This window comes from Pseudomonas sp. P4_C4 (assembly GCF_056402055.1).
In genome coordinates this window covers 1-23,924 of the sequence record NZ_JBFUID010000079.1, presented here as the reverse complement: position 1 = coordinate 23,924, position 23,924 = coordinate 1, and the positions used below count along the sequence as shown (strand labels likewise).

At 59.6% G+C, this 23,924-nt stretch carries 19 protein-coding genes; 10 read left to right on the top strand and 9 right to left on the bottom strand.

The features are described from left to right. Positions 1-69: 69 nt before the first annotated feature. Complete coding sequence (gene prpD / locus AC1DXW_RS27905) at positions 70-1,554, top strand: 2-methylcitrate dehydratase (RefSeq protein WP_477752598.1); 1,485 nt, start codon at positions 70-72, stop codon at positions 1,552-1,554. 132 nt (positions 1,555-1,686) lie between these two features. Here the strand turns inward: prpD and ppsR are convergent, their stop codons facing one another. Then, positions 1,687-2,505, bottom strand: a complete 819-nt coding sequence (gene ppsR, locus AC1DXW_RS27900; protein WP_477752599.1) for a posphoenolpyruvate synthetase regulatory kinase/phosphorylase PpsR — start codon at positions 2,503-2,505, stop codon at positions 1,687-1,689. Positions 2,506-2,679: 174 nt separating this feature from the next. On the opposite strand from ppsR, the gene ppsA reads away from it, so the two are divergent. From ppsA to AC1DXW_RS27860, 8 genes are all read left to right on the top strand, one after another. Continuing rightward, positions 2,680-5,055, top strand: coding sequence for a phosphoenolpyruvate synthase (gene ppsA / locus AC1DXW_RS27895; protein WP_477752600.1), 2,376 nt, complete (start codon positions 2,680-2,682; stop codon positions 5,053-5,055). A gap of 218 nt (positions 5,056-5,273) precedes the next feature. Continuing rightward, positions 5,274-6,263: an alpha/beta fold hydrolase gene (locus AC1DXW_RS27890; RefSeq protein WP_477752601.1), complete on the top strand. Its 990-nt coding sequence runs from the start codon at positions 5,274-5,276 to the stop codon at positions 6,261-6,263. A gap of 140 nt (positions 6,264-6,403) precedes the next feature. Further along, complete coding sequence (gene rraA / locus AC1DXW_RS27885) at positions 6,404-6,892, top strand: ribonuclease E activity regulator RraA (protein WP_477760728.1); 489 nt, start codon at positions 6,404-6,406, stop codon at positions 6,890-6,892. A 27-nt stretch (positions 6,893-6,919) separates the two neighbouring features. Then, positions 6,920-7,915: a zinc transporter ZntB gene (locus AC1DXW_RS27880; RefSeq protein WP_477752602.1), complete on the top strand. Its 996-nt coding sequence runs from the start codon at positions 6,920-6,922 to the stop codon at positions 7,913-7,915. Positions 7,916-7,977: 62 nt separating this feature from the next. Further along, positions 7,978-8,226, top strand: a complete 249-nt coding sequence (locus tag AC1DXW_RS27875; protein WP_007996720.1) for a hypothetical protein — start codon at positions 7,978-7,980, stop codon at positions 8,224-8,226. 2 nt (positions 8,227-8,228) lie between these two features. Further along, positions 8,229-9,053, top strand: a complete 825-nt coding sequence (locus AC1DXW_RS27870; RefSeq protein WP_223544160.1) for a mechanosensitive ion channel family protein — start codon at positions 8,229-8,231, stop codon at positions 9,051-9,053. 90 nt (positions 9,054-9,143) lie between these two features. Beyond that, positions 9,144-9,734, top strand: a complete 591-nt coding sequence (gene sigX / locus AC1DXW_RS27865) for an RNA polymerase sigma factor SigX (RefSeq protein WP_477752604.1) — start codon at positions 9,144-9,146, stop codon at positions 9,732-9,734. 107 nt (positions 9,735-9,841) lie between these two features. Continuing rightward, positions 9,842-10,888 carry an OmpA family protein gene (locus AC1DXW_RS27860; protein ID WP_477752605.1) on the top strand — a complete coding sequence of 349 codons (1,047 nt, stop codon included), beginning with the start codon at positions 9,842-9,844 and terminating at the stop codon, positions 10,886-10,888. A 75-nt stretch (positions 10,889-10,963) separates the two neighbouring features. On the opposite strand, the gene cobA is transcribed toward AC1DXW_RS27860, so the two are convergent. The 8 genes from cobA to AC1DXW_RS27820 all read right to left on the bottom strand — a co-directional run bounded on the left by cobA (position 10,964) and on the right by AC1DXW_RS27820 (position 22,626). Further along, the gene (cobA, locus tag AC1DXW_RS27855; RefSeq protein WP_477752606.1) at positions 10,964-11,749 is read right to left on the bottom strand and encodes a uroporphyrinogen-III C-methyltransferase; all 786 of its coding nucleotides are present in this window, start codon (positions 11,747-11,749) and stop codon (positions 10,964-10,966) included. A gap of 10 nt (positions 11,750-11,759) precedes the next feature. Then, positions 11,760-14,477: a nitrate reductase gene (locus AC1DXW_RS27850; RefSeq protein ID WP_477752607.1), complete on the bottom strand. Its 2,718-nt coding sequence runs from the start codon at positions 14,475-14,477 to the stop codon at positions 11,760-11,762. Next, entirely contained in the window at positions 14,477-14,794 is a 318-nt protein-coding gene (gene nirD / locus AC1DXW_RS27845) for a nitrite reductase small subunit NirD (protein WP_046042889.1), read from the bottom strand. Before nirD ends, AC1DXW_RS27850 begins: the two co-directional genes overlap by 1 nt. After that, positions 14,791-17,244, bottom strand: a complete 2,454-nt coding sequence (gene nirB, locus AC1DXW_RS27840) for a nitrite reductase large subunit NirB (protein WP_477752608.1) — start codon at positions 17,242-17,244, stop codon at positions 14,791-14,793. The genes nirD and nirB overlap by 4 nt, the downstream gene beginning before the upstream one ends. A gap of 404 nt (positions 17,245-17,648) precedes the next feature. Next, positions 17,649-19,319, bottom strand: a complete 1,671-nt coding sequence (locus AC1DXW_RS27835; protein ID WP_477752609.1) for a bifunctional protein-serine/threonine kinase/phosphatase — start codon at positions 19,317-19,319, stop codon at positions 17,649-17,651. Positions 19,320-19,326: 7 nt separating this feature from the next. Further along, complete coding sequence (locus tag AC1DXW_RS27830; RefSeq protein ID WP_477752610.1) at positions 19,327-20,538, bottom strand: nitrate/nitrite transporter; 1,212 nt, start codon at positions 20,536-20,538, stop codon at positions 19,327-19,329. A 285-nt stretch (positions 20,539-20,823) separates the two neighbouring features. After that, positions 20,824-21,399, bottom strand: a complete 576-nt coding sequence (locus AC1DXW_RS27825; protein WP_108218906.1) for an ANTAR domain-containing response regulator — start codon at positions 21,397-21,399, stop codon at positions 20,824-20,826. Between the two features lie 15 nt (positions 21,400-21,414). After that, positions 21,415-22,626: a CmpA/NrtA family ABC transporter substrate-binding protein gene (locus tag AC1DXW_RS27820; RefSeq protein ID WP_477752611.1), complete on the bottom strand. Its 1,212-nt coding sequence runs from the start codon at positions 22,624-22,626 to the stop codon at positions 21,415-21,417. A gap of 228 nt (positions 22,627-22,854) precedes the next feature. On the opposite strand from AC1DXW_RS27820, the gene AC1DXW_RS27815 reads away from it, so the two are divergent. Beyond that, positions 22,855-23,874, top strand: coding sequence for a quinone-dependent dihydroorotate dehydrogenase (locus AC1DXW_RS27815; protein ID WP_477752612.1), 1,020 nt, complete (start codon positions 22,855-22,857; stop codon positions 23,872-23,874). Positions 23,875-23,924 lie beyond the last annotated feature (50 nt).

The following is a 23,924-nucleotide window of genomic DNA, read 5'->3' as shown; positions in this document are numbered from 1 at the left end:
CTGCGGCAGCTCCTACATTGCCCTGAACCGAGGTCCCATCAACGACCCACTTCATAGAGTGAATCGAACATGAGTGCCAACGTCGACCTGAACAACCGTCCGGACTACGACAAGGTCCTGCAGGACATTGCCGATTACATTCTCAACTTCAAGATCGAGTCTGAAGAGGCGCTGGATACCGCGCGTAACTGCCTGATCGATACCTTGGGTTGCGGCTTGCTGGCCCTGCGTTTCCCGGAGTGCACCAAGCACCTGGGGCCTGTGGTCGAAGGCACCGTCGTGCCGTTCGGCGCCCGCGTGCCGGGCACCAGTTACCGGCTCGATCCGGTGAAGGCGGCGTGGGACATCGGCTGCATCGTGCGCTGGCTCGACTACAACGACACCTGGCTCGCCGCCGAGTGGGGACATCCGTCGGATAACCTCGGCGGTATTCTCGCGGTGGCCGACCACCTGTCGCAAAAGCGCCTGGCCAATGGCGAGGCGCCGCTGACCGTTCGCACGGTGCTTGAATCGATGATCATGGCCCACGAGATTCAAGGCGTGATCGCCCTTGAGAATTCGTTCAACCGCGTCGGCCTCGATCACGTGATTCTGGTGAAAGTCGCCTCGACCGCGGTTGCGGCCAAGCTGATGGGCGCCAATCGCGAACAGTTGTTGTCGGCGTTGTCCCACGCCTTTGCCGACGGTCAGGCCTTGCGCACGTACCGGCATGCGCCGAATGCCGGCTCGCGCAAGTCCTGGGCGGCGGGCGATGCGTCCAGTCGTGGCGTGCGCCTGGCGGACATTGCGATGCGCGGCGAGATGGGCATCCCCGGCGTATTGAGTGCCAAGCAGTGGGGTTTTTACGACGTACTGTTCAGCCACACCAATAGCGATCTGGCACTCAAGCCAGAAGACAGGCGCGGGTTCAGTTTCTCGCGGCCGTACGGCAGTTATGTGATGGAACACGTGCTGTTCAAGATCAGTTTTCCCGCCGAGTTCCATGCGCAAACGGCCTGCGAAGCGGCGGTGACCTTGCATCCGCAAGTGCGTAATCGCCTGCACGAAATCGACAGGATCGTCATCACCACCCATGAATCGGCGATTCGCATCATTTCCAAAGTCGGTCCATTGGCAAACGCCGCCGACCGCGATCACTGCATCCAGTACATGACCGCCGTGCCGCTGGCCTTCGGCAATCTGGTGGCGGAGCACTACGAGGACGATTTCCACAAGGCGCATCCAATCATCGATGTGCTTCGCGAGAAAATGGTCATCGTCGAAGAGCCGCGTTACACCCGTGAATACCTGGAGGCGGATAAACGCTCGATTGCCAATGCGGTGCAGGTGTTCTTCAAGGATGGTTCGAACACTGAGAATGTGGTGGTGGAATACCCGATCGGGCATCGTCGGCGCCGGGTTGAAGGTATCCCGTTGCTGGAGGAGAAATTCAGGGCGAACTTGCTGACACGATTCACCGCTCAGCGCAGCGAAGAGATTTTTGCGCTTTGCAAGGATCAGCAGAAACTTGAGGCGACAGCGGTGAACCGGTTCGTGGATTTGTTTGTTACCTGAAAGACCGCGTTATCGTTCAATCGTCGGAACGCCGCCCGGAGCCGGCTCGCTCCTACAGTTGATTTGTGTTCACCGCAGATCCCCTGTAGGAGTGAGCCGGCTCGCGATGAGGCCGGAACAGGCAATAAAGGTTTACTTGAACCGCCGCTCCACACCTTTCTCCACCAGAATTTTCGCAGATATTTCTTCCACCGAAAAATGCGTGGAGTTGATGTGCGGGATGTTTGCGCGGCGGAACAGGTTCTCGACCTCGCGCACTTCGAACTCGCACTGGGCGTAGCTCGAATAGCGGCTGTTGGGCTTGCGCTCGTTGCGGATCGCGGTGAGGCGGTCTGGGTCGATGGTCAGGCCGAACAGCTTGTGCTGGTGGGCGCGCAGGGCGTTTGGCAGTTGCAGGCGTTCCATGTCGTCTTCGGTCAGCGGGTAGTTGGCTGCGCGGATACCGAATTGCATGGCCATGTACAGGCACGTCGGCGTCTTACCACATCGCGACACGCCCACTAGTATCAGGTCGGCCTTGTCGTAATAGTGCGTGCGGGCGCCGTCGTCGTTGTCGAGGGCGAAGTTCACCGCCTCGATGCGTTCCATATAATTGGTGTTCGAGCCGATGGAATGGGATTTGCCCACGGTGTAGGAAGAATGCTCGGTCAGTTCCTGTTCAAGCGGTGCCAGGAACGTCGAGAAAATGTCGATCATGAAACCATTCGAGGTTGCGAGAATCTCACGAATGTCCTGATTGACGATGGTGTCGAAGATAATCGGACGGAAGCCGTCTGTTTCGGCGGCTTTGTTGATTTGTTGTACCATGGCCCGCGCTTTGTCCACGTTGTCGATGTACGGACGCGTGACTTTGCTGAAGGTAATGTTTTCGAACTGCGCCAGAAGGCTTTGGCCGAGGGCTTCGGCGGTAATGCCGGTACCATCGGAGATAAAGAAAGCAGATCGTTTCATTTGCACCTTGGGCCTTAAGCTAGTGACGAATCTTGGATATGATAGGCGCGATTTGCCGGCCGCCAATGGCCCGCATTCTCACTTATTTTCCAGGTCCAGGCCATATAGCCGGTAAATGCTCATTCAAGCAGCCGGTTTCTGAGCTTTTCCAACACAGTTAGTGGAGAGATCACCTTGGTAGAGTACGTAGTTTCCCTCGATAAGCTCGGCGTCCATGATGTAGAGCATGTGGGGGGCAAGAACGCATCCCTCGGCGAGATGATCAGCAATCTGGCAGGCGCCGGTGTATCGGTGCCCGGTGGCTTCGCCACGACCGCTCAGGCTTATCGTGATTTTCTGGAGCTGAGCGGCCTGAACCAGCAGATTCACGACGCCCTCGATGCCCTGGACGTCGATGACGTGAATGCCCTGGCCAAAACCGGTGCCCAGATCCGCCAGTGGATCATGGAAGCCGAATTCCCTGAAAAACTGAATGCCGAAATTCGTACCGCGTTCGCTACGCTGTCCGCCGGCAACCCTGACATGGCCGTGGCCGTGCGTTCTTCCGCCACCGCCGAAGACTTGCCGGACGCTTCCTTCGCCGGCCAGCAGGAAACCTTCCTGAACATCCGTGGTGTGGAAAACGTCATCCGCGCCGCCAAAGAGGTGTTCGCTTCGCTGTTCAACGACCGCGCCATTTCCTATCGCGTGCACCAAGGCTTCGACCACAAGCTGGTTGCCCTGTCCGCTGGCGTGCAGCGCATGGTCCGTTCCGAAACCGGCACCGCCGGCGTGATGTTCACCCTCGATACCGAATCGGGCTTCCGTGACGTGGTGTTCATCACCGGCGCCTACGGCCTGGGTGAAACCGTCGTACAAGGCGCGGTGAACCCGGATGAGTTCTACGTCCACAAGGGCACGCTGGCGGCTGGTCGTCCGGCCATCCTGCGCCGCAACCTGGGCAGCAAGGCCATCAAGATGATCTACGGCGACGAGGCCAAGGCCGGTCGTTCGGTGAAGACCGTCGACGTGGACAAGGCCGATCGCGCCCGCTTCTGCCTGACCGACGCCGAAGTCAGCGAGTTGGCCAAGCAGGCGATGATCATCGAGAAGCACTACAAGTGCCCGATGGACATCGAGTGGGCCAAGGACGGTGACGACGGCAAGCTGTACATCGTGCAGGCCCGTCCGGAAACCGTGAAGAGCCGCACCCAGGCCAACGTCATGGAACGTTACCTGTTGAAAGAGACCGGCACCGTGCTGGTGGAAGGCCGCGCCATCGGCCAGCGCATCGGCGCCGGCAAGGTCCGCATCATCAAGGACGTGTCCGAAATGGACAAGGTCCAGCCAGGCGACGTACTGGTTTCCGACATGACCGACCCGGACTGGGAGCCGGTCATGAAACGCGCCAGCGCCATCGTCACCAACCGTGGCGGCCGTACTTGCCACGCGGCGATCATCGCCCGTGAGCTGGGTATCCCGGCAGTAGTGGGTTGCGGCAACGCTACCCAGCTGTTGAAAGACGGCCAGGGCGTGACCGTTTCCTGTGCTGAAGGCGACACCGGTTTCATCTTCGAAGGCGAACTGGGCTTCGACATCAAGAAGAACTCCGTGGACGCCATGCCGGAGCTGCCGTTCAAGATCATGATGAACGTCGGCAACCCGGACCGCGCCTTCGACTTCGCGCAGCTGCCGAACGCCGGTGTGGGTCTGGCCCGCCTGGAGTTCATCATCAACCGCATGATCGGCGTGCACCCTAAAGCACTGCTGAACTACGACGGCCTGCCGCTGGACATCAAGGAAAGCGTCGACAAGCGCATTGCCGGCTACAACGACCCGGTCGGCTTCTACGTCGAAAAACTGGTCGAAGGCATCAGCACCCTGGCAGCTGCGTTCTGGCCGAAGAAAGTCATCGTGCGCCTGTCGGACTTCAAGTCCAACGAATACGCCAACCTGATCGGCGGCAAACTCTACGAGCCGGAAGAAGAGAACCCGATGCTGGGCTTCCGCGGCGCTTCGCGTTACATCAGCGAATCGTTCCGCGACTGCTTCGAGCTCGAGTGCCGCGCTCTGAAGCGTGTGCGCAACGAGATGGGCCTGACCAACGTCGAAATCATGGTGCCATTCGTCCGTACCTTGGGCGAAGCGAGCCAGGTGGTCGATCTGCTGGCGGAAAACGGCCTGGCCCGTGGCGAAAACGGCCTGCGCGTGATCATGATGTGCGAACTGCCGTCCAACGCCATCCTGGCGGAAGAATTCCTCGAGTTCTTCGACGGTTTCTCCATCGGCTCCAACGACCTGACCCAGTTGACCCTGGGCCTGGACCGTGACTCCGGGATCATTGCGCATCTGTTCGATGAGCGTAATCCGGCAGTCAAGAAGTTGCTGGCCAACGCCATTGCCGCGTGCAACAAGGCCGGCAAGTACATCGGCATCTGCGGTCAGGGCCCTTCGGACCACCCGGACCTGGCCAAGTGGCTGATGGAACAGGGCATTGAAAGCGTTTCGTTGAACCCGGACTCCGTACTGGAAACCTGGTTCTTCCTGGCAGAAGGTCAAGCTTCGGCCTGATAGCGTGTGAACGGCCCGCTCTCATACCTTGTAGGAGCGAGCTTGCTCGCGATGGACGCAATCGATAACGCGTTTAATCTGGATAAACGCGGTGTCCTGAAGTTTTTCGCGAGCAAGCTCGCTCCTACAGGGGACGACGTAGCGTCAGGGAGCGGTCTTTTTGAGATTCAAGCAGGGCGGGCTCCATCTGGATGCCGCCCTTTTTTGTGCAAGAGATTATGCAAAGCAGCAGCAACCTATTTCCTGTCGCTCTGATCAGCGCCGAACGGCGCGGCGATTTGAGCGAAGATGTCTATCGTTTGAAACCCGGTAACAGCCCCGACTTCACCGTCGAACTGGCTGTGACGCGTCTTGGCATGGCCGATGAATCGTCCTCCCGTGGCGTGCCGGTGATCCTGCTGCACGGCAGCTTTTCCAATCGCCGGTTCTGGTTTTCTCCCAAGGGCCTGGGGTTGGGCGCTTATCTGGCTCGATTGGGGTTCGACGTGTGGATTCCGGAAATGCGCGGTCACGGCCTGTCCCAACGTAACCACGACTACCGCAAGAACCGAGTCGCCGACTACGCTCGCTATGATCTGCCGGCCATCGGCGCGTTCGTGCGCGAGCAGAGCGGGCAGGCCCCGCACTGGATCGGTCACTCACTGGGCGGTATTACCCTGGCGGCGGCGCTGGGTGGCGAGTACATCGGTGAGTCGGTCGTGGCCTCGGCGGCGTTTTTTGGCACCCAGGTCAGCCGCACTTACTGGCCCTTGAAGATTCCACCGGTGGAGTGGGGCGGCCGCTTCATTCTCAAGCGTTTCGCCCAGTTGTCCGGTTCAAGGCTCAAGCGCGGCCCGGAGGACGAGCCGATCGGCCTGGCCCTGGAAAGCATGCGTTGGTTTGGCCTGTTCGGGCGTTTTGGCGATGCCGAGAAAAACTGGTGGGCGGGTTTGGCCGAGGTCAAGTTGCCGGTGCTCGCCGTGAGCGCAGCGGGTGATCATCAGGATCCTGCGTGGGCGTGCCGCAAACTGTTCGAGCAATTCGGTTCGGAGCACAAGCAATTTATCAACCTGGGTCGAGACCAAGGTTTCGCCGACAATTTCGGCCATGTTGAAATGCTCGTCAGCAAACCCGCCCAGGCCGAAGTCTGGCCGTTGGTGACCCGCTGGCTGGCGGATCAGCAGGCACCGTTGTTGGGAGATCAACGGGATTTGGCCGCGGCGGTTTGAGCCTGACGCTCTAACAAGGGCATTTCGCTCTGATCGGCTTGCGGCTAAGATATGACGCATTGAGCTGTTCCGGTCACTTTCCGTGGCTGAGTCATCACTGATGTTCGTGCTGTCTTCCTCTTTACAGGAGTTTCTCGATGATCCATTACCTCACGCCTGACCTGTGCGACGCCTATCCGGAACTGGTGCAGGTGCTGGAACCGATGTTCAGCAATTTCGGCGGCCGTGATTCCTTCGGTGGCGAAATCGTGACCATCAAGTGCTTCGAAGACAACTCGCGGGTCAAGGAGCAGGTCGAGCTCAAGGGGAATGGCAAAGTGCTGGTGGTAGACGGTGGCGGTTCCCTGCGTCATGCGTTGCTGGGTGACATGCTGGCCGAGAAAGCCGCGAAAAACGGTTGGGAAGGGCTGGTAATCTACGGTTGCATCCGCGACGTCGATATCGTCGCGCAGACCGATTTGGGCGTTCAGGCCCTCGCCAGCCACCCGAGGAAATCCGACAGGCGCGGGCTCGGCGATCTCAACGTTGTGGTGACGTTTGCCGGTGTGACGTTCCRTCCAGGCGAATACATTTATGCGGACAACAATGGCGTGATCGTCTCGCCAAGCCCGCTGAAGATGCCTGAATAAAACGTCGAGCCAACCAAAGGAGTGCGGATGTTCGAGGAAGAAAACGCGCAATGGGGGCTGGTGCATGCCCTGGTGCTGGACGGTAGAGGCGGCGCGCGTTCGATTGCCCGGACTGAACTCGATGACTTGCAGCTGCAGGCCCATGAAAGCCTGTGGCTGCATTGGGATCGCAGTCATCCGCAAACCCGGACCTGGTTGCGCAAATCCAGCGGTCTAAGCGAATTCAGCTGTGACCTGTTACTCGAAGAAAACACCCGTCCGCGACTTTTACAGCTTTCAGACAGCGAACTGCTGCTATTTTTGCGCGGGGTCAATCTGAACCCCGGTGCCGAGCCTGAAGACATGGTGTCGGTGCGGATCTTCGGCTCTGCACAGCGCGTCATTTCCCTGCGTTTGCGTCCGTTGCGCGCCACTGAAGAACTGTTGGTGCAACTGGCCGACGGCAAAGGGCCGAAAACAGCCTCCGAACTCATCCTGTACATGGCGCAGTACCTCACCAACAAGGTGCAGGATCTGGTCAGTGACCTCTCGGAGGTGGTCGATGAGGAAGAAGAAAAGCTAGATTCCGACGAACGGTATGCGCCGGAGCACGGTGCTGTATTGCAGATCCGTCGCCGGGCCGCCGCGTTGAAGCGTTTTCTCGCTCCGCAGCGGGATATTTTCGGGCAATTGACGCGGATCAAGTTGCCCTGGTTCGTCGAGGACGATGGTGATTACTGGAACGAATTGAACAACAGCCTGACCCGCTACCTCGAAGAGCTGGAATTGACCCGGGAGCGGGTGGGGCTGGTCCTGGAAGCTGAAGACCGTCGGTTGAGCGTGCGCATGAATCGCACGATGTATCGCTTTGGCGTCATCACCGGGATCTTTTTGCCAATGAGTTTTCTGACCGGGCTTTTGGGGATCAACGTCGGTGGCATTCCATTCTCTGCCAGCCCTTATGGCTTTCTGATCGCCTGCCTGATGATGGTCTCGGTGGCGCTGGGGCAGTGGTGGTTATTCCGACGTTTGTGCTGGGTCTGAGGGAAACCATGTGACCCGAGCAAAACTGACCGCGTCTCCCACAGACATCACGAGAGGTGCGTATGCACGATCCGTTTGAACAGTCTTTACGCGACATGCTCAAGGCCTCACCGTCCACGCGGGATGACGATGCGTGCCTGGGGCGTGTGCTGAAAACCGCCAACCGCCAGGTTGGCGCCGGTGATTTGTTCAGTCTGCTGGGGCGCTGGTTGCCCGCACTGATGATCGCCCTGAATAACGGATCGGCCCATGTCGCGCCGGTATCCCGTCTTCGTAAACCTGCTGCTCGCACTGCTGATAAGGCTGATTGAATATGGAACTTGATCTCTGGACTCAGAGCCTCGTCACTGCAATGACTGCGTTGTGGACCAAGGTTGCGAACTTCATTCCGAACCTGTTCGGCGCACTGGTTGTGCTGCTGTTGGGTTTTGTCGTGGCCAAACTGCTGGACACCCTGCTCTCCAAGTTGCTCGCCAAACTGGGCCTTGACCGCTTGATGGGCGGCACTGGCCTGACCAAGCTGCTGTCCCGCGCTGGACTGCAAGTTCCTATCTCGACCCTGATCGGCAAGATCGTCTATTGGTTCATTCTGCTTATTTTTCTGGTTTCTGCCGCAGAATCACTTGGGCTTGAGCGGGTTTCAGCTACGCTGGATATGCTAGCGTTGTATCTGCCGAAGGTTTTCGGCGCGGCGCTGGTGTTACTGGTAGGTGTTTTGCTGGCGCAACTGGCCAACGGGCTGGTGCGTGGAGCGGCAGAAGGCGTGGGCCTGGACTATGCTTCAGGGCTTGGTCGAATTGCCCAGGGCCTGGTGATCATCATCAGTATTTCGGTTGCGATCAGCCAGCTGGAGGTCAAGACTGACCTGCTGAACCATGTGATCGTGATTGTGTTGATAACCGTTGGTCTGGCGGTAGCGCTGGCCATGGGGTTGGGAAGCCGGGAAATTGCCGGCCAGATTCTTGCGGGAATCTACGTGCGCGAGCTGTACCAGGTTGGGCAACAAGTACGTGTTGGCGAGGTCGAAGGCCAGATCGAAGAGATCGGCACGGTTAAAACCACATTGCTGACCGATGAGGGTGAGCTAGTCTCTCTTTCCAATCGGATCCTCCTTGAGCAGCATGTGAGTAGCCACTAACCCGGCAAACCCTGCTAATGTATGCCGCCGCAAAATGCCTGCTGATGCTGGCTGCGGCGGACATTGACCTGACTGTCGGCCCGACTTGTTTTGAATAAAACCCAATCGTTATCCATGCGCTACGACCCCCGCGAGCTCTCTGATGAGGAGTTGGTCGCGCGCTCGCATAGCGAACTGTTTCACGTAACACGCGCCTATGAAGAGCTGATGCGGCGTTACCAACGAACATTATTTAACGTGTGTGCACGATATCTCGGGAACGATCGCGACGCAGACGATGTCTGTCAGGAGGTCATGTTGAAGGTGCTGTATGGCCTGAAGAACTTCGAAGGTAAATCGAAGTTCAAGACGTGGCTATATAGCATCACGTACAACGAGTGCATCACACAATATCGAAAGGAACGGCGAAAGCGTCGCTTGATGGACGCATTGAGTCTTGACCCCCTTGAGGAAGCGTCCGAAGAAAAGGCGCCGAAACCTGAGGAAAAGGGTGGACTCGATCGCTGGTTGGTGTATGTGAACCCGATTGACCGCGAAATTCTGGTGCTACGATTTGTCGCAGAGCTGGAGTTTCAGGAGATCGCAGACATCATGCACATGGGTTTGAGTGCAACAAAAATGCGGTACAAGCGCGCTCTAGATAAATTGCGTGAGAAATTTGCAGGCATTGCTGAAACTTAGTTCAGCGCAAATATCTCTTACGTGTAGGCAAGTTCTGTTAGACTTGCCGCCGAGTTGTCCCCCGGTTTGCGGGACTGCTTCACAATCACCAGATGGGGATTTAACGGATGAAACTGAAAAACACCTTGGGCTTGGCCATTGGTACTCTTATTGCCGCTACTTCGTTCGGCGCACTGGCACAAGGCCAAGGCGCAGTTGAAGGCGAGCTCAACTACGGGAAGAAGTACAACGACAGCGTTAACAACGTTGAAGACGGCTACACTCCTGGCGCCTCCATCGGTTACTTCTTGACCGACGACGTATCGTTGAACTTCACCTACAACAACGATGACTACACCCGTTCGAACAACAACACCGGCAACCAGAAAATCGAAGGCGACCAGTTTGGTCTGAACGCTCAATACCACTTCAACAACGCTGGCGACGCTCTGCGTCCTTACGTTCAAGGTGGTGTCAAGCACGGCAGCATGACCAACGTAGCCGCTGACGGCCACACCGGTCGTGACCAGTCGACTTTCCTGACTGCTGGTGCTGGCGTTAAGTACTACTTCGTTGAAAACGTTTACGCTCGTGCTGGCGTAGAAGCTGACTACAAGCTGGACAACGGCCGTTGGGACTACATCCCGTCCGTAGGTCTGGGCGTGAACTTCGGTGGCGGCAACAAGCCTGCTGCTGCTCCGGTTCCAGCTCCAGAAGTCTGCTCCGACAGCGACAACGATGGCGTTTGCGACAACGTTGACAAGTGCCCGGACACCCCAGCCAACGTTACTGTTGACGCTGATGGCTGCCCAGCTGTTGCTGAAGTCGTTCGTGTAGAGCTGGACGTGAAGTTCGACTTCAACAAGTCGGCAGTCAAGCCAAACAGCTACGGCGACATCAAGAACCTGGCTGACTTCATGAAGCAGTACCCGTCCACCACCACTACTGTTGAAGGTCACACCGACAACGTCGGTCCTGACGCTTACAACCAGAAACTGTCCGAGCGTCGTGCAAACGCCGTTAAGCAAGTTCTGACCAACCAGTACGGTGTTGAGTCGTCCCGCATTCAGTCCGTTGGCTACGGCGAATCCCGCCCGGTTGCTGACAACAAAACTGAAGCTGGTCGCGCTGTTAACCGTCGCGTAGAAGCGCAGGTTGAAGCTCACGCTAAGTAATTAGCTCGCAGCTCTGAGAAAAGCCCGGCTTAGGCCGGGCTTTTCTTTGTCTGCGATTTAGTGAGGAGGGACGCGTCAGGCGCGTTGATATCCAACATTGATGTCGACGGACAGAACCTCTTCGCGAGCAGGCTCGCTCCCACAGGAGGAGATGGCGTTGGCTGCGACTGCGCCAATCACCAGGATTGCCGGGCTTTTCAACTCGAAAGCACAGGCATCTTCCTCCATTGCCGTCAGGCTGCTTCGACATTCCCGTTGATGCGGCAACGATGCATTTTCAATCATTGCCACCGGCGTATCTGCCGCCATTGCCCCGGCCAGCAGTTGCTCACGGATCTCGCTGAGCTTCGCCACCCCCATGTAGATCACCAGTGTCGTGCCGCCTTGGGCCAGCGCTTGCCAGTTCAGGCTGCTGTCATCCTGAGTGTGGGCGGTCACCAGAGTCACCCCTCGTGCCACGCCGCGCAGGGTCAATGGAATATCGCATTGCGTCGCGCCCGCCAGGCCGGCGGTGATGCCATTGACCAGTTCAACCTCGACACCACGCTCACGCAACCACTGCGCTTCTTCACCGCCACGCCCGAAGATGCACGGGTCGCCACCCTTGAGGCGCACCACGCATTTGCCCTGACGGGCATAACGCAACATCAGGCGATGGATAAAGGCTTGCGGCGTTGAACGACAGCCGCCGCGCTTGCCCACCGGAATTATCCGCGCGCCGGGACAGTGCTCCAGCACCACGTCGTTGACCAGATCGTCGATCAGCACTACATCCGCTTCTCTCAACGCCCGAACAGCTTTGAGGGTCAGTAATTCAGGATCACCGGGACCTGCACCCACCAGCCAGACTTTTGCGCTCATAGTGTTTTCCTCACGAGATGGCGGCTTGCGGCTGCGCGGTGGCGGCCAGCAAACGCTTGATTTCCGGGACGCAGGAGCCGCATTGCGTGCCGCAACCCAATTCTTGTTTCAAACCCGGCAAGTCCAGGCCGCGGCGGATGCCAGCGCAGACCGCGTTTTGGCTGACGTTTTTGCAGTTGCACAGGGTTTTGTTGCCGATCGCTTCGGCGTCAACCTGGCCCGGTGGGGCACTCAGTGGCGCGAGCAGCCAGCGCCGTAGTTGTTCATCGGAGCGACCTTCGAGCCAGAGGTTTTGCAGCCAGTGCCGGGCGAGGGTTTCACCCGCCAAGCGGATCGCTGTGATCCGGCCGTTCTCGATCCGCACCCGCTTACCGATGGAGCGTCGTGGATCGTCGTAGGCCAGGACCGGTCCATCGTTTAGCCCCAGGCATTGATCGATATCGCGCAGCAGTTGCGGATCTGGCGCCGTGGCGCTGGCAGCGCGTATAAGCAGCGCAGGGCGCTCACGACCGGTCAAACTGAGGCTGACGTAGGAAAACGCCTCGCAGAGGGGGCGCAGAGTCTCAAAGTGTTGTTGGACATCGCCCTCTATCAGCGCAAAAAGGTGCCAAGGTAAATGCACCGGTTCCAGGCGCACGCCGCTGTGTTTGAGTTCCGGTTGTTTCGACAACGGGTCGAAGGCGGGCAGGGTGAGGCTGTTCACGCCCCCCTTGAGGAAACGGTCACCAAAATGCATCGGCAAGAAGGCTTGGCCCGGACGCACGCTATCGTCACTGGCGACCGGCAAGATCACCGCGCCGCGGCGGCTTTTCAGGCTGATCAAATCGCCGGTTTGCAGGCGATGCCGGCGCAGCTCATCCGGGTGCAGGCTCAATACGGCTTCACTGACATGACCGAACAACTGCGCTGCGGTGCCGGTGCGGCTCATGCCGTGCCATTGATCGCGCAGACGACCGGTGATCAGCGTTAGCGGGAAACGCGCCTCACGTTGTTCCTTGGCGGCGCGATAGGGATCGGCCACGAACTGCGCGCGTCCGCTGGAAGTCGGGAAAATGCCGTCGAGATAGAGGCGGGCGGTGCCTGCGCTGGACCCCGTAGGAAAGGGCCATTGTTGCGGGCCGATTTTGTCGATCAACCCGTGGCTGATCCCGGACAAATCCAGATCCCGGCCACGCGTCAGCTGTTTGTATTCGTCGAAGACCTGTGCCGGGGTTTCAAAGGCAAACAGGCTGGTCGCTTCCGGACGCAGATGTTTCTCCAGGCGCTGTGCGAAATCCACCGTGATCGCCCAGTCCGGACGCGCTTCACCTGGTGCGGCGATCGCGCGGCGGACGTGGGAAATACGCCGTTCGGAGTTGGTCACCGTACCGTCCTTTTCGCCCCAACTGGCGGCGGGCAACAACAGGTCGGCAAACCTGGCGGTTTCAGTGGTGCGAAAGGCCTCCTGCAAGACCACGAATGGGCAGGCTTGCAGTGCCGCGCGCACGGCAGTCTGATCGGGTAGAGATTGCGCGGGGTTGGTGCAGGCGATCCACAAGGCTTTGATCTTTCCGTTGCCCACCTGCTCAAACAACTCGATGGCAGTCAGCCCCGGGTTTTCAGGCAGTTGATCAACGCCCCAGTAAGCGGCCACATCGGCACGGTGCTCAGGGTTGGCTGCGTCACGATGACCCGGCAGCAGGTTAGACAGACTACCGGTTTCCCGCCCACCCATGGCATTCGGCTGACCGGTCAACGAGAAAGGTCCTGCACCCGGGCGACCAATTTGCCCGGTGGCCAGGTGCAGATTGATCAGTGCACTGTTTTTCGCGCTGCCAGCGGTGGACTGGTTCAACCCCATGCACCACAACGACAGGAAAGACGGTGAAGTACCGACCCATTCAGTGCATTGCTGCAGTTGCTCAACGCTGATTCCGCACAGCTGCGACACCATCTGCGGTGTGTAATCGCGCACCAGTTTCTTCAGCTCGGGCAAGCCTTCGGTATGGTCCTTGATGAAGTCACGATCGATCCAGTCTTCCCACAGCAGCAAATGCAAAATCCCATGGAATAAAGCGACATCGGTGCCCGGCAAGATCGGCAGGTGCAGATCAGCCAGATCGCAGGTGTCTGTACGACGTGGGTCAATGACGATGACCTTCATCTGCGGCCGGCGGACTTTGGCCTCTTCCAGCCGACGGAACAGCACCGGATGGGCGTAGGCCATGTTGCTGCCCACGATCATTACGCAATCGCTCAATTCCAGGTCTTCGTAGCTGCAGGGCGGCGCGTCGGCACCCAGGCTGCGCTTGTAGCCGACCACCGCCGAGGACATGCACAGCCGCGAATTGCTGTCGATGTTGTTGGTACCCACCAGGGCACGTGCCAGCTTGTTGAAGGCGTAGTAGTCCTCGGTCAACAGTTGCCCGGAAATGTAAAACGCCACGCTGTCCGGGCCATGTTCGGCAATGGTCGCGGCAAAAACGCTGGCGGCGTGATCGAGGGCGGTATCCCAGTCGGTGCGGTGGCGGGCCAGGCCTTTGCCGAGGCGCAGTTCGGGGTACAGCGCCCGCGCGGTCTCGTCGCCGGTCAGGTGCAGGGTCGAGCCCTTGCTGCACAGTTTGCCGAAATTGGCCGGGTGCGCCGGATCGCCGCTGACGCCGAGGATGCGTGAACCGTCATGTTCGATCAGCACCCCGCAACCGACTCCGCAGTAACAGCAGGTGGACGCAGTGATCTGGCGGTCCATCAGCCTGCATCCCGCAGGGCCAGCATCACCCGGCCATTTTCCACCCGGGCGAGATGGTGATGGGCACAGCCGATGTCCGGGGCCAGGGCTTCGCCGCTTTCCAGGTCGATTTGCCAGTTGTGCAACGGGCAGGCCACCCGCTTGCCGTAGACCAGACCTTGGGACAACGGGCCGCCCTTGTGCGGGCAGCGGTCGTCGAGGGCGAACACTTCGTCGTCGCTGGTACGAAAAATTGCGATGTCTCCCTTTGGCCCGGCGATGATCCGCGAGCCCAGGGCATTGATCTCTTCCAGTGCGCAGATATCCAGCCAGTTCATGCCAGCACCTCCAGGTTTTTCACGGGGATGACGTCGAATTCTTTTTTCAGCAGGGGCTGTTCCAGGCGCTCCTTCCACGGGTCCTGTTCGAACGACAGGGAGAATTGCAGGCGATCGTTGAGCGCTTTGCGACGCTCCGGATCTTCCAGCACGGCTTTCTTGATGTGTTCCATGCCGACCCGTTGCAGGTAGTGCACGGTGCGTTCGAGGTAGAAGGCTTCTTCGCGATAGAGCTGCAGGAACGCACCGTTGTATTCGCGGACTTCTTCAGCGGTTTTCAGTTTGACGAAGAATTCCGCGACTTCGGTCTTGATCCCGCCGTTGCCACCGATGTACATCTCCCAGCCGGAGTCCACGCCGATAATTCCCACATCCTTGATGCCGGCTTCCGAGCAGTTGCGCGGGCAACCGGAGACAGCCAGTTTCACCTTGTGCGGTGACCACATGTTGAACAGGTCATGTTCCAGTTCGATACCCAACTGTGTTGAGTTCTGGGTGCCAAAGCGGCAGAACTCGCTGCCGACGCAGGTTTTCACCGTGCGGATGGATTTGCCGTAGGCGTGGCCGGACGGCATGTCCAGGTCTTTCCATACCCCCGGCAGGTCTTGCTTGCGGATGCCTAGCAAGTCGATGCGCTGACCACCGGTGACTTTGACCATCGGCACGTTGTACTTGTCGGCAACATCGGCAATGCGCCGCAGTTCCGAAGGATTGGTCACACCGCCCCACATCCTCGGGACTACAGAGTAAGTGCCGTCTTTCTGAATGTTGGCGTGAGCCCTTTCGTTGATCAGGCGCGATTGCGGGTCGTCCCTGGCTTCCCCTGGCCAGGTGGAAATCAGGTAGTAGTTGAGCGCCGGCCGGCAGGTGGCGCAGCCGTTGGGTGTGCGCCAGTTCAGGTAGCTCATGGTGCCGGCGATGGTCAGCAGGTGCTGCTCGCGGATGGCCTGGCGGATTTGCCCGTGATTGAGGTCGCTGCAGCCGCAGATGGCCTTTTCGCTTTTTGGTTTGACGTCCGCGGCGCCGCCCACGGTGTTGATCAGGATCTGTTCGACGAGGCCGGCGCAGGAACCGCAGGAGCTGGCAGCCTTGGTGTGTTTCTTGACGTCGTCGACACTGAATAGCCCATGTTCCTGAATGGCCTTGACGATGGTGCCTTTGCACACACCGTTGCAGCCGCAGACTTCGGCCGTGTCGGCCATGCTCATGGCTTTGTCCTGGCCCTGATGTCCTACGTCGCCCAGTGCATTTTCACCGAACATCAAGTGATCGCGGATCTCGTCGATGGCGTGATTCTCGCGGATCTGCCGGAAATACCAGCCGCCATCCGCCGTATCGCCGTACAGACAGGCGCCGACCAGCACGTCATCCTTGATCACCAGTTTCTTGTAGACGCCGCCAATCGGGTCCGAGAGGGTGATGGTCTCGGTGCCTTCACCGCCCATGAAGTCGCCGGCGGAGAACAGGTCGATACCGGTAACCTTCAATTTGGTCGAGGTCACCGAACCCTTGTAGGTGGCAAAACCCAGTTGGGCCAGGTGGTTGGCGCAGACTTTGGCCTGTTCGAACAGCGGCGCCACCAAACCATAGGCGATGCCGCGGTGGCTGGCACACTCGCCGATGGCATAGATCCGTGGGTCGTAGGTTTGCAGGGTGTCGTTGACCAGAATCCCGCGGCTGCACGGAATGCCGGATTTCTCCGCCAGTTCGGTATTGGGGCGAATGCCGGCGGCCATCACTACCAAGTCAGCGGGGATGATGTCGCCGTTCTTGAATTGCACCGAACCGACCCGGCCATTGCCCGCGTCGTGCAGGGCCTGGGTCTGCTCGCACAGACGGAAATGCAGGCCGCGAGACTCCAGGGCGGTTTGCAGCAGTTGGCCGCTGGTCTTGTCCAGCTGCCGCTCCAGCAACCACTCACCGATATGCACCACGGTCACGTGCATGCCCCGCAGCATCAGGCCGTTGGCAGCCTCCAGACCGAGCAGGCCGCCACCGATCACTACGGCGTGGCGGTGGGTTTTCGCGGTGTCGATCATGGCCTGGGTGTCGGCGATGTCGCGGTAGCCGATCACGCCCTCAAGGGTGTTGCCGGGAATGGGCAGGATGAAAGGCGTTGAGCCGGTGGCGATGAGCAGGCGATCGTATTCGGCTTCGCTGCCGTCTTCGGCAATGACCCGGCGCTTGACCCGGTCGATCTCCACCACCTTGCGGTTGAGCAGCAGCTTGATGTTGTTTTCCAGGTACCAGTCCAGGTCGTTGAGCACGATCTCTTCGAAGGTCTGTTCGCCGGCCAGTACGGGCGACAGCAGGATGCGGTTGTAGTTGGTATGGGGTTCGGCGCCGAAGACCGTGATGTCGTACAGCTCATTACTCAGCTTGAGCAGTTCTTCCAGGGTGCGAACCCCGGCCATGCCGTTGCCGATCATCACCAGTTTTAGTTTTTTCATCAGGTTCTCCGGGGAGCTCGGGCCTGCCTCATCAGGGCATTCAGGCCTTGCTCGACAAAATTTTGCGCAAACAAAAAAAGGCGTCTCGCCAGTTAACTAGCGAGGACGCCTTTGTCCTTGTCCCGTTCTCTCGGGCAGCGCAGCTTTCTACGTTGAAGGCTGGGCTTTATGTATGTTGGAAAAGGTAATGCAGCGGTTGTGCCAAGTTGCCCAAATGCCGAATTTATGGGCTCTCACCGTGGAAGGAGGGTGTTTGCGTGCACCGGTTCAATGCGCTATGCCCGGTTTTGAAGCAGAAAGATCAAAAGATCGCAGGCTGCGCCAGCTCCTACAGGGGATCGTGGGCCACCCGTAAGAGCTGGTGCAGGCTGCGATCTTTTGATCTTTTGGGGTCAATAAACAGCTCAACCATGAAACAGCAAAAACAGCAGCACCAGATTCACCAGCAACGACACCAGCGCCAACGTCCGCCAGACTTTCAGCGGTTCGCGCTCCAGCAACGGTCTGGGGCGCACGCTCAAACTGCGTCGTTCTCCCTGTTCCAGTAGCAACAACCATTCTTCCGCTGTTTCAAAGCGCTGATCCGGAGCCGCCGCCACTGCGCGCTCCAGGCTTTGCGCGATCCATTCCGGCAGGTCGGGCCGGTAGCGACTGGCGCTGACAGGCACACCAAACCGAGGGCGTTGGAACGCTTCGATTTCGCCGTAGGGATAATGCCCGGTCAGCAGGTAATACAAGGTCACGCCGACTGCATACAAATCCTGTTGTGGTGTAGGAGGGTCACCTCGAAAGGCTTCCGGCGCGATATAGCTGGGCGTTCCGGGCAGGGCGCAAGCTTGATCTTCGGACAGCCCGGGACAATAGGCGAGGCCGAAATCCAGCAGGCGCAACTCGCCGTCGTCCCCTAGCAGCAGGTTCTCCGGTTTGATATCGCGATGCAGAATTTGCCGTCGATGCAAGATGCCGATAGCTCGCAGCAGGCGTTCGGCCAGGTCCAGCCATTGAGCCAATGGCAGCGTTGCGACATGCTCATGCAGCTCAGCCAAGGTCGACCCGGAATATTCCCGCATCACGTAGTACAAATGCTGACGCTGACTGGCGGCATGGACTTCAGGAAAATGCCGCCCGGCCACACGCTTGAGAAACCATTCCTCCGACAACAACGCCTGCCCGGCCTGGTGATCGTCACGTAGCGCACTGGGCAAGGTTTTCAGCAGCCAGGGCTGTTGTTGTGCATCGCGCACCCGGTAGAGCAGCGATTGCTGGCTCTGGCCGAGGATCCCTTCGACCTGCCAGCCTTCGAAAGGCTGGCCTGGCTTCAGCGCGGGCGGGAGTGGCCATTGCTGCAGATGAATCAGTGCATCGCCAATGCTGGTTTCACCGAGGGCATCGACCCGCACCAGCAGGGCGCTGGCGTTGTCCTGGCTGCCGGCCAGATGCGCAGCGCTGACCAGGGTCTGCGCGGCACTGTTCAGGTCAGGTTGATCGCGCAAAATGCCCGCAATGGCGGTGTCGCCCAGCACGGCCCAGATGCCGTCGCTGAGCAGCACGAAACTCTCATTCAGCCGTAGTTCGCCATCGAGAAAGTCCAGCACCAGGTGTTGATCCAGTCCCAAGGCCCGTTTGAGCACATGCTGCATGCCCGGCTGGTCCCAGACGTGATCCTCACTCACCCGTTGCAGCGTGTCGGCGTGCCAGCGATAAACCCGGCAATCGCCGACATGCGCCAGGGTGAAACGCCGGCCACGCATCACCAAGGCACTGACAGTGGTCAGCAGCGGTTGCCCGCCACCGTTCGCCTGCAACCAGCGATTTTGCGCCAGTAACAGACGGTCCAGTGCCTGGGCGACGCCCCAGGTTTCCGGGGTGGCGTAGTAGTCCAGCGCCAGGGCCTGCAAGGTCGAACGGGCCGCGAGACCGCCATCGGCGCATTGGCTGACGCCGTCGGCGATGGCGAACAGGTAACCCTTGCTCGCTGCCAGCGCCGGGGCCGGAGTGACCAGGCGCAGAGCGTCCTGGTTCTCCTCGCGGGGGCCGATGGCGCTGTGTTCGGCGAAGCTCAGTTGCAGGCTCATTCAGTCCTCACACCCGTGCTGCGGTGACGGCGGCCGAACCCCAAGTGGTTCTCCAGCGACGTTTCACACCGTGCAGACCGAACCAGGCAAGTACACCGAGGCTTGCGAACAACCACAAGGCCAGTTGATAGCTGCCGGTGCTTTGTTTGATCGCGCCCATGCCGGCGGCCAGTGCGAAGCCACCGATGCCGCCGGCCATGCCGATCAGGCCGGTCATCACGCCGATTTCCCGGCGAAAACGCTGGGGCACCAACTGGAATACCGCGCCATTGCCTGCGCCCAGACCGAGCATGGTGCAGACGAAAAGCGCCAGTGCGGCATAGGAACTCGGCAGATTGAAACCCACTGTCGCAATGCAGATCGCCGCCACGGTGTACATCGCCAGCAAGGTACGAATCCCGCCAAAGCGATCCGCCAGCGCGCCGCCCAGAGGACGCATCAGGCTGCCACCGAACACACATGCAGCAGTGTAGTAGCCGGCGGTCACCGGGCTCAGGCCGTATTGGTCGTTGAAGTAGCCGGGCAGGGCACTGGCCAGACCGATAAAACCACCGAAGGTCACGCTGTAGAAAAACATGAACCACCAGCTGTCGCGGTCACCCAGGGCCTTGAAATAGTCAGACACAGACTTGGCTTTCGGGCGCTCGGGTGCATTTTTGGCCAGCCAGGCGAAGACGATCAAGGTCAGGATCAGCGGGATCAGGGCGAAGCCGAACACGTTGCTCCAGCCAAACATGGCGGCCAGTACCGGGGCAATCAGTGCGGCGAGCACAGTGCCCGAGTTGCCGGCACCGGCGATGCCCATGGCTTTGCCTTGGTGCTGGGGCGGATACCATTGCGAGGCCAGCGGCAGGGCGACGGCGAAGGACGCACCGGCCATGCCGAGGAACAGGCCCAGCAACAGCGCTTGCTCGTAACTGTGAATGCCGACTTTCCAGGCGACGAACAGGGCGCAGATGACGATCACCTGGCCGATTATCCCGGCGGTTTTTGGCGACAGGCGATCAGCCAGCAGGCCCATCGCAAAGCGCAATACAGCCCCGGCCAGAATCGGCGTGGCAACCACCAGTCCCCGTTGCTGCGTCGTCAGGTGCAGGTCGGCAGCGATCTGTACCGCCAAAGGACCGAGCAGGTACCAGACCATGAAACTCAGGTCGAAATAGAGGAAGGCTGCGAACAATGTGGGTGTATGGCCGGATTTCCAGAAGCTTGAATTCATTGCGCACCTCAGCTGTGAAGAGTCTCGAAAGGAGTCATGAGCTTGCAGGTGGGGCGCCGATACGGCCGCACCACCGGCCCCGTGCTGTGGGGCCAAAACGAAAAAACGCCGCCACCCGATTCGCCAGGGGCAAATGAGGTGCGCGACGTCTTTGTCGTAGGTGGGGCAACCGCCGTTGGTTACCTGTGGTGATTACCTAGCCAGATCTGTGCCATATCGGAAATGTGCGTAAAGCAAAAAAGATCGTCCGAACGCGGCCCGAGCCTTCGGACGATCTTTTGTTGTTCAACCCAATAATTCGCTCATGGCAATAATCTGCTCCGCCACTTGAATCAGCTTCTGCTGTCGGCTCATCGCCTGGCGGCGCATCAGCGTGTAGGCCTCTTCCTCGTTGCAGTCCTTCATTTTCATCAGCAGCCCCTTGGCCAGTTCGATGCGCTTGCGCTCGGCCAGTTGCTGGTCGCGGGCTTGCAACTGGGCACGCAAGGCCTGATCGCTTTCGAAGCGTGCCATGGCCACATCGAGAATCGGCTGCAGGCGTTGTGCGTGAATGCCTTCGACGATGTAGGCACTGACTCCGGACTTGATCGCCTGTCGCATCACACCGGGGTCGTGTTCGTCGGTGAACATCACTATCGGTCGTGGCTGGTCGCGAGTCACCAGCACCACTTGTTCCATGACATCGCGACCCGGTGACTCGGTATCGATCAGAATCACATCCGGACGCACCGTTTCGACGCGTTCGGGCAGGTCGATGGTCAGGCCGGATTCATCGATCACTTCAAATCCGGCTTCGGTCAAGGCAGCCTTCAGGCGTCCGACTTTCTTGGCGGTGTCGTTGATCAGCAGGATACGCAGCATGTTCGTGGTCTCCTGTCAGCGGCTGGCGGATCGATGGGAGCTGTCGCTCATGGCGTGCAGTTTGAAACTGCGGGCATAACCGGCCGGGTCCGAGCCGTCCCAGATCTTGCCGTCGATCAACTGGCTGCTGCGCATTTCCTCAGCTGGTGAGGCGACGCCGACGGCACTGGCGGCCTCACGGTAGAGGTCCAGTTGCTGGACCTGCCGGGCCACAGCGAGATAGTCCGGGTCATCGCGCAACAAGCCCCAGCGGCGGAACTGGGTCATGAACCACATGCCGTCGGACAGGTACGGCAGGTTGACCTCGCCATCCCCGTGCAAGCGCAGTGCGTGCGGGTCTTGCCAGCGATGGCCAAGGCCGTCGGCGTATTCGCCCAGCAGGCGCGGTTCGATACAGTCCAGTGGCGCGTCAAGGTACTGATCGGCACTGAGCAATTGTGCGGTACTGCGGCGATTCTCGGTGCTTTCTTCGATGAAACGGCTGGCCTCCAGAACCGCCATCACCAACGCCCGGGCAGTATTGGGGTATTGCTCGACGAACGCGCGGGTGCAGCCGAGGACTTTTTCCGGATGATCGGGCCAGAGGGTCTGGGTCGTGGCCAGGGTGAAGCCGAGGTCCTGTTGCACGGCGCTGGCGGACCAGGGTTCGCCGACGCAGAACCCGTCGATACGCCCGGCTCGCAGGTGCGCGACCATTTGCGGTGGCGGCACCACCACGCTGTCGACATCCTGCAATGGGTGAATGCCCTGGCTGGCGAGCCAGTAATACAACCACATGGCGTGGGTGCCGGTTGGAAACGTCTGGGCGAAGGTGAGTTTTGAGCGAGTTTGGTGCACGTGCCGATCCAGTGCTTCAGGACTGGTCACTCCAAGCGCCTGCAAGCCGCGGGACAGGTTGATGCTCTGGCCGTTCTGATTCAGGCCCATCAACACAGCCATGTCGGTCGCGGCCACGCCACCGATGCCCAGGTGTACGGCATAAATCAGACCGTAGAGGCTGTGGGCGGCATCGAGTTCACCGCTGACCAGTTTGTCCCGCAGGTTGGCCCAGGACGACTGACGCTTGAGGTTCAGGGTCAAGCCGTGGGGTTGGGCGAAGCCCTGGGTGGCGGCGACCACCACCGAGGCGCAGTCGCTCAGGGCCATGAAGCCGAGATTGATTTCGGTTTTTTCCGGGGCATCGCTGCCATTGACCCAGGCCAGAGGGTCGGCTGACGTTTCGTTCATCGCGTGTTCACCTTGCAAAAAAAACGTCGTCCCGAGTTCTTGCGTGAGCAGGCCGGGGACGACGCCATTGTCTTTGCACACATTCGGTCGTTGGCATGGGTGCTGGTGCCCAGAGTGGTGCAAGGCATATGCCATTATCTGTTGATTTGATTACGCGCCTCGCTTGCCACCCCGTTGCCCGGCTATAATCGCCGCCTCAATTCGCCGCCAATCGAGTCAAATCCGCCCATGTACACCCTGGCCCGTCAGCTGTTGTTCAAACTCTCCCCGGAAACCTCCCACGATCTGTCCCTGGACCTGATCGGCGCGGGCGGGCGTCTTGGGCTCAACGGCTTGCTGTGCAAGGCCCCGGCGAAGATGCCGGTGAATGTCATGGGCCTGGACTTCCCGAATCCGGTGGGACTGGCCGCCGGTCTGGACAAGAACGGTGCGGCCATCGATGGTTTCGCCCAACTGGGTTTCGGTTTTGTCGAAATCGGCACCATCACGCCGCGTCCGCAGCCGGGCAACCCGAAGCCACGCCTGTTCCGTTTGCCGGAAGCCGAGGCGATCATCAATCGCATGGGTTTCAACAACCTCGGCGTCGATCACTTGCTGGCTCGCGTGGCAGCGGCCAAGTACAAGGGCGTGCTGGGCATCAACATTGGCAAGAACTTCGATACGCCGGTCGAGCGTGCCGTGGACGACTACCTGATCTGCCTGGACAAGGTTTACGCCCACGCCAGCTATGTGACGGTCAACGTCAGTTCGCCGAACACGCCGGGCCTGCGCAGCCTGCAATTCGGCGACTCGCTCAAGCAGTTGCTGGCCGATCTGGCCGAGCGCCGCGCGGAACTGGCATTGCGTCATGGCAAACATGTACCGCTGGCGATCAAGATCGCGCCGGACATGAGCGACGAAGAAACCGCACAGGTTGCGCAAGCGCTGATCGAAACCGGAATGGATGCCGTGATTGCGACTAACACCACCCTGAGCCGCGTAGGCGTCGAAGGCTTGGAGCATGGTGACGAAGGCGGTGGTTTGTCCGGCGCACCGGTTCGCGACAAGAGCACCCACACCGTGACAGTGCTGGCATCGGAACTGGGTGGTCGGCTGCCGATCATCGCTGCCGGCGGCATTACCGAAGGCAAGCACGCCGCAGAAAAAATCACCGCAGGCGCGAGCCTGGTGCAGATCTACTCGGGCTTCATCTACAAAGGCCCGGCGCTGATTCGTGAGTCGGTAGACGCAATCGCGGCCCTGAGATAAACCCGGTCCCCGTAGGAGCTGCCGAAGGCTGCGATCTTTTGATCTTAAAA